Source organism: Kitasatospora sp. NPDC059803, from assembly GCF_042732255.1.
GTDB lineage: Bacteria > Actinomycetota > Actinomycetes > Streptomycetales > Streptomycetaceae > Kitasatospora.
Map to the genome: position 1 here is coordinate 274 of NZ_JBHWIJ010000155.1, position 6208 is coordinate 6481.

5 protein-coding genes are annotated in these 6208 nt (G+C 75.6%); 1 reads left to right on the forward strand and 4 read right to left on the reverse strand.

The window, feature by feature from the left end; genetic code table 11:
• Positions 1 to 480 precede the first annotated feature (480 nt).
• On the reverse strand, positions 481 to 2547 hold the full coding sequence (ligA, locus tag ACFV6I_RS23355; RefSeq protein ID WP_380427427.1) for an NAD-dependent DNA ligase LigA: 2067 nt from the start codon (positions 2545 to 2547) through the stop codon (positions 481 to 483).
• Between the two features lie 143 nt (positions 2548 to 2690).
• Entirely contained in the window at positions 2691 to 3308 is a 618-nt protein-coding gene (locus ACFV6I_RS23360; protein WP_380427429.1) for a CGNR zinc finger domain-containing protein, read from the reverse strand.
• 81 nt (positions 3309 to 3389) lie between these two features.
• Here ACFV6I_RS23360 and ACFV6I_RS23365 point away from each other — a divergent pair, with 81 nt between their 5' ends.
• Positions 3390 to 4172: an MBL fold metallo-hydrolase gene (locus tag ACFV6I_RS23365; protein ID WP_380377736.1), complete on the forward strand. Its 783-nt coding sequence runs from the start codon at positions 3390 to 3392 to the stop codon at positions 4170 to 4172.
• Positions 4173 to 4233: 61 nt separating this feature from the next.
• On the opposite strand, the gene ACFV6I_RS23370 is transcribed toward ACFV6I_RS23365, so the two are convergent.
• Positions 4234 to 4926, reverse strand: a complete 693-nt coding sequence (locus ACFV6I_RS23370) for a ScbR family autoregulator-binding transcription factor (protein ID WP_380427431.1) — start codon at positions 4924 to 4926, stop codon at positions 4234 to 4236.
• Positions 4927 to 5010: 84 nt separating this feature from the next.
• Positions 5011 to 5868, reverse strand: coding sequence for an AfsR/SARP family transcriptional regulator (locus ACFV6I_RS23375; RefSeq protein ID WP_079136170.1), 858 nt, complete (start codon positions 5866 to 5868; stop codon positions 5011 to 5013).
• Positions 5869 to 6208: the final 340 nt, after the last annotated feature.

The following is a 6208-nucleotide window of genomic DNA, read 5'->3' on the forward strand; positions in this document are numbered from 1 at the left end:
CCGCAAGCCCATGCCGGAAGCCAGGGGGCCTGCTACCCCAGTGCGGGGGCGGGCGTCGGACGGGCGCGCGGATGCAACAGCAGGGGTGGCGGGGGGGGGGGGGGGGAGGGCGGGGGGGGGGGTCGCCGGGGGGGCCGCGGGGCCCCGCGCCGGGGCCCCCCGTCGACAGGTAGAGCGCGGTTCAAAAAACCCAACATGCCCCCCGTTGGGGGTAACGGGGTGGTGCCCCCACGACTCCGTCAGGGCTCCCGCAAGGGCCGGCACCGCGCCGACGCGTCCGCGCTACGCGCGCGACGCGCCCGCACGGCCGCGCTCCGGGAGCACCCGCTCGGACATACCGGTAATGGGGCTCACCTCCTTGAGTCGCGGTCATACACGGCGTCGGCCACCCTACCGCACCCCCGGCGCGGGCGATCAACTGGTCTTCCGGGCCCAGGTCCTGCCCGGCTGCGCGGCTGTCCGCCCGCTTGGCCGGCCGGCCTAGCCGAGCTGCTCGGCGACCAGGGCGGCGAACTCCTCCGGGGTCATGACGGGCACTCCGAGTTCCTCCGCCTTGGCGCGCTTGGAGCCGGCCTTCTCGCCCGCGACGAGAAGGGTGGTGCGCTTGGACACCGAGGAGGAGGCCTTGCCGCCGGCGCGTTCGATCAGCTCGTTCATCGCGTTGCGGGAGAGCTCGGCGAGGGCTCCGGTCATGCTGCCGGTGACGACCACGCTCTGGCCGGCCAGCGGGCCCGCCGCGGTGTCGTCCGCGGCCGCCGCGCCGCCGTCCGCGGCCTGGGCGGCGGGAGCCGTCGGCTCGGTCACCGCGGTGCCGACGCCCTGCGCCACGAGCCGGTCCAACAGCGGTGCCACGTCGGTGAGTTCGGCGACGATCACGGCGGCCTTCTCGACCCCGATGCCGTCCACGCCGGCCAGCGCCTCGACATCGGCGGCACGGATCGCGGCCATGCTGCCGAAGTGCGCGGCGAGTCGGCGGGACATCGTCCGGCCGGTGCCGCGGATGCCGAGGGCGCAGAACACCCGGTTCAGCGGGCGGCTGCGGGCGGTCTCGATGGCGGCGAGCAGGTTGTCGGCGCTGGTGTCGCCCATCCGCTCCAGGGTGAGCAGCTGCTCCCGGGTGAGGGTGAACAGGTCGGCGAGGTCGCCGACCAGCCCGGCCTCGACCAGCTGGACGGCGCGGGTGCCGCCGAGGCCCTCGATGTCGAGTTGGTCGCGCCCGGCCGCGTAGATCACCGAGGCGACCGCCTGGCAGGCCCGGCCGCGCACGCAGCGCCAACGCTGCTCGGAGGTGTCGATGGCGTCGCCGCAGCGCGGGCAGACCTCGGGGAAGGCGATCGGCTGCTCGGCGCCGGTGCGCTGGTCGACCAGTGGCGCCTCGACCCGCGGGATCACGTCGCCGGCCCGGTAGACGAACACCTGGTCGCCGATCATCAGCCCGCGGCGCCCGATGTCGGCCGGGTTGTGCAGGGTCGCGTAGGTGACGGTGACGCCGTCGATCACCACCGGTTCGAGGACGGCCCGGGGCGCGATGATCCCGGTGCGGCCGACGTTCCACTCGACGCCGAGCAGCCGGGTGACCTTGTGCTGCGCCGCCAGCTTGCGGGCCACCGCCCAGCGCGGCGCGCGGGAGCCGGAGCCGGCCGCCTCCTGGTCGGCCACCGCGTCCGCCTTCACCACCACGCCGTCGATCCCGAAGGGCAGTGCGGCGCGCAGGCCGGCGATCTCGTCGATCCGCTGCTGCGCCTCGGCGAGGGTCGCGCAGCGGCGCGGCGAGGCGTCAGTGCTGGCGGCGGTGTTGGCGCCGAGGACGGCGAGCCGGGCGAGCAGGTCGGCGTGGTCGAGGCCGGGCAGGCCGAGGGCGTCGTAGGCGAAGAAGGTGAGTTCGACGCGGTAGGCGCGGTCCTTGGCGCGCAGGGTGCCGGCCGCGCCGCTGCGCGGGTGGGCGAACGGGGTGGCGCCGTGCGCGGTGCGGACGGCGTTGGCCTGCTCGAACTGCTCGTGGGTGAGCAGCACCTCGCCGCGCAGCTCGACGTCGACCGGTTCGGCGAGCCGGGCGGGCAGGCCGAGCACGGCGTCGGCGGCGGCGGTGATGTCCTCCCCCGCCAGGCCGTCACCCCTGGTCAGCACCTGGGTGAGCCGGCCGGCCCGGTAGCGGGCGGCGACGGCGAGGCCGTCCAGCTTCGGTTCGACGCACCAGGCGGCGACCGGCCGGCCGAGCCGGCGCTCCAGACCGGCCGCCCAGGACTCCAGCTCCTCGGCCGAGAAGACGTTGTCGAGGGAGAGCATCGGCGCGCTGTGCGGGACGTCGCCGACCGCCGCGCCGCCGGCCACCTTGCCGGTGGGCGACTCGGGCAGCGCCTCGTCCGGGTGCTCGTGCTCGTAGGCCTCGATCGCCCGCACCAGGGCGTCGTACTCGTCGTCGCCGAGCGGGGCGGAGCCGTCGGCGTAGTACGCGGCGGCGGCCCGCACGGCGGCGGCGACGGCGTCGGCGTAGGCCTGCGGGGAGGCCAGGGCGGCAGGGGAGGCCAGGGTGGCTGCGTCCTTCATACCGCCATCATGGCGAGCCGCACTGACATTCGGCCCGCTCGAACGCGGCTCGCACGGACCGGGACCGGCGGGTGCGGCCCGCACCGGCCAGGGGTGTCGACCAGGGCCGTCGGCGAGGGCGCCGATCGAGGCCGCCGGCCCGGTCAGTCCGGCTGGGGCCGGGTGCGCCGGGCGTAGGCGCGGGCCGCGCGGGCGCGGTCGCCGCAGCGGGTGGAGCACCAGTGGCGCCGGCCGTGCCGGAGGAGGTACCGGGTGCACGGGGTGGAGCCGCAGGCGGTGAGCCGGGCGGCTTCGGGCCCGGTGAGCAGGTCGGCGGCGTCGGCGGCGAGGGTGGCCAGGGCGTGGTCGACGATCTCGGTGGTGGGGTGGGGGGCCGCGCGGTAGGGGCCGCTGCCGTCGTCCCACCGCAGCAGCCGGGCCGTGGGCAGACGGGTCAGGGCGTCGTTGACGGCGGCCAGGGCGGAGGGGGGTGCGGGCAGCTCCGCGACGCGGGCGGCGAACAGCGTCCTGACCTGTTCGCGCATCGAGCGCACCTGCGCCGTGCACATCTCCTGAAGGCCCGCGTCGGCCGGGGCGAGGCCGTGCTCCAGGAGCCACTGGCCGGCGGCGGCCGGCGTGCCGAGGCGGTCGACGACGTGTCCGCCGGGCAGCGTGACGGCGCTGTTGACCAAGGCGAGCGAGGGGTACTGCTGCTCGCCCGGCGCGGGTGGCACGGCGGTCTCGTCGGTGGCGGTGTCCGCGGTCTCCGTCATGAGTCTCATGGTAGCGCTTGCGCTCATCCGTGAGAACCGGCTAGCGTTCCTCACGGATAAACCGCTCTTAACCGTGAGGTGTGCTTCACCATGGCTTCTTCCGACACGACCGTCGAGCAGTTCCCCGTCCGCCTCTTCGGCGGCCCGACCGCCCTCTTCGAGTACGGAGGCCTGCGCTTCCTCACCGACCCGACCTTCGACGGCCCGGGCGACTACCTGCGGCCGGACGGCCGGTTCCTGACCAAGACCGCGCCCTCCTCCGGGAGCCCCGCCGACGCCGGCCGCGTCGACGTCGTCCTGCTCTCCCACGACGAGCACCCCGACAACCTCGACCACTCCGGCCGGGCCCTGCTGGCCGACGTCCCGCTCACCCTCACCACCCCCGGCGGCGGCCTGCGCCTCGGCGGCACGGCCCGGGGACTGGCCGACTGGGAGTCGGTCACGCTGGACCGCCCCGGCGGCGGCACCCTCACCGTGACCGCCGTGCCCGCCCTCCACGGGCCCGGGGCCCGCGAGCAGGTGGAGGCCGTCACCGGCCAGGTCGTCGGCTTCGTCCTGACCGGGGAAGGGCTGCCCACCGTCTACGTCAGCGGGGACAACGCCTCCCTCCTCGCCGTCGGGGAGATCGCCGAACGCTTCGCCCCCGTCGACACCGCGATCCTCTTCGCCGGGGCCCCCCGCTTCGCCGCCCTCTTCGACGGCGCGCCCATCGTCCTGGACAGCGCCCAGGCCGCCGAGGCCGCCGCGATCCTCGACGCCCGCCGGGTCGTCCTCGTCCACCACGACAGCTGGGCCCACTTCACCGAGGACCGCGACGACCTGGTGGCCGCCTTCACGGCCGCCGGCCTGGCGGAGCGCCTCCACACCGCGTGACCGGCCCCGGGCGGGGCGCGCCGCACGAGGCGCCCCGTCTGTCCGCCCCTGAACCGCCCGCTCAGCCCGGCAGCGGCGCCAGCGGCCTGGTCCGGTAGGCGTCGGAGGAGCCCGGGGGGACGAGGCAGGGCAGCAGCCACTCCCACAGGGCGCCGACCCGGCGGGCGCGCTCCTCACCCGGGCAGCCGTCGCCGAAGACGACCTCCAGCCCGCAGGCGGCCGCCACCACCAGGGTCTCCGGGCCGGGATCGCCCGAGCGGTCACGCAGCTCGCCGGCGCGCCGGGCACCCGTCAGCAACTCCCGGACGACACCGGCCCAGACACCGTGGAAGCCCCGCACGCCCGCGACCGGCACGCCCGCGACCGGCGCGCCGGGGGCGGACGTGGCGGGAACGAACGCGGCGGTCCTCGACTGCCAGCCGCCCTCCCGGCCGAGGCGGAACGCCGCCCGGACCACCGCGTCCGACCCCAGGGCGTCGACCAGCCAGTAGCCCACGTCGATCAACGTCTGCAGGGGGGAGGAGGTGGCCCGCAGACCGCCGCAGGCGCCCCGCAGCGAGCGCTCGGCCCGCTGGAACACCGCCTGCGCCAGCTCCTCCTTGGACGCGAAGTGGAAGTAGAGCGCACCCTTCGTCACTCCTGCGGCACCGGCGATCTCGCCGAGCGTGGCCCCCGCATAGCCGCAGCGGTCGAACAGCACCGCCCCCGCCTGCACCAGCCGTCCGCGTGTCCGTTCCGACCTCTCCTGCACCACCCGACCCACACCCCTCACAACGACGAGCACGTTCCGACCACACACGAGCAGCGCCCCGGCAGCGACGGCGCCTTCCGCCCGTCCTCAGCCGACCCGGGTGAACCGGGCCACCGACGCCTCCGGCGAAGCGGTCGCGGCCGCCTCGCGCTCCGAACGCTCCGGGCGCTCCGGGCCGGCCAGCAGGATGGAGCGCTGGAGCCGTCGCAGTCCGGTGGACGGCTCCATGCCCAACTCCCGTACCAGGGTGTTGCGCAGGCGCTGGTAGGCCTCCAGGGCCTCGCCCCGCCGGCCGGAGCGGTGCAGGGCGATCATGTACTGGCCGTGCAGGCTCTCGTGGGTGCGGTAGCGGTCGACCAGGACGGTGAGTTCGGCGAGCAGGACGCGGTGGCGGCCCAGCCGCAGGTCGGCCTCGATCCGCTGGTCCAGGGCGCAGAGCCGGGTCTCCTCCAACCGCTTGGCCTCGACGGCGAGTTGACCGCCGGCCGGGACGTCGGCGAAGGCCGGACCGCGCCACAGGCCGAGCGCCTCGCCGAGCATCCGGGCGGCCAGCGGGTGGTCGTCGCCGTCCATGGCCCGGTAGCCCATGCCGGCCAGGCGCTCGAACTCCCGGACATCCGTCAACCCTCCGCCGCTGTTCAGCATGTAGCCGCCCGGCGAGGTCACCAGCACGTCCTTGGCGCAGGAGACCCCTGCCGCCGGGCCGACCTGCCCGAGCGCCCGGTCGATCATGTCGCGCAGCTGCAGCACGTACGTCTGCACCGTCGTGCGTGCGCTGCGCGGCGGGCGGCCCGACCACAGCTCCTCGGCCAGCACCCCGGCCGACACCACCTGGTCGGCCCGCAGGGCCAGCAGCCCCAGCACCTGACGCGGTTTCGGCGCCGATGGCACCACCGACACCCCGCACACCCGGACGTCCAACGCCCCGAGCACCCTAATTTCCACGATGACCACCCCAATCACACGGAACGCCGCAGGCCGATCCGCCGCGGCTGGCACCCGGGTCGACACCCCTAGGGCGACTGTCACCAGTCAAAAACAGGACGCGCGGTTTGTCAATCCAAAACCGAACGTGCTGTTTGTTTCTTGGGATGAGCGGCCAGCCTCGGACAGACGGGCGCGGCGGCCACGCTGCGCCACGAACCGGCCACCACGCGCAGCGGAGTGCGGGCAAACCGAAGGCCGCGTCCGCCCCCCCAGGATCCCCGGCCGCCCCCCATTTCCCCCCCCGCCGCGCCCGCCGCCACCCGGCCGGTCAACCCCCCGGCACCCCCCGGGGCGGCCC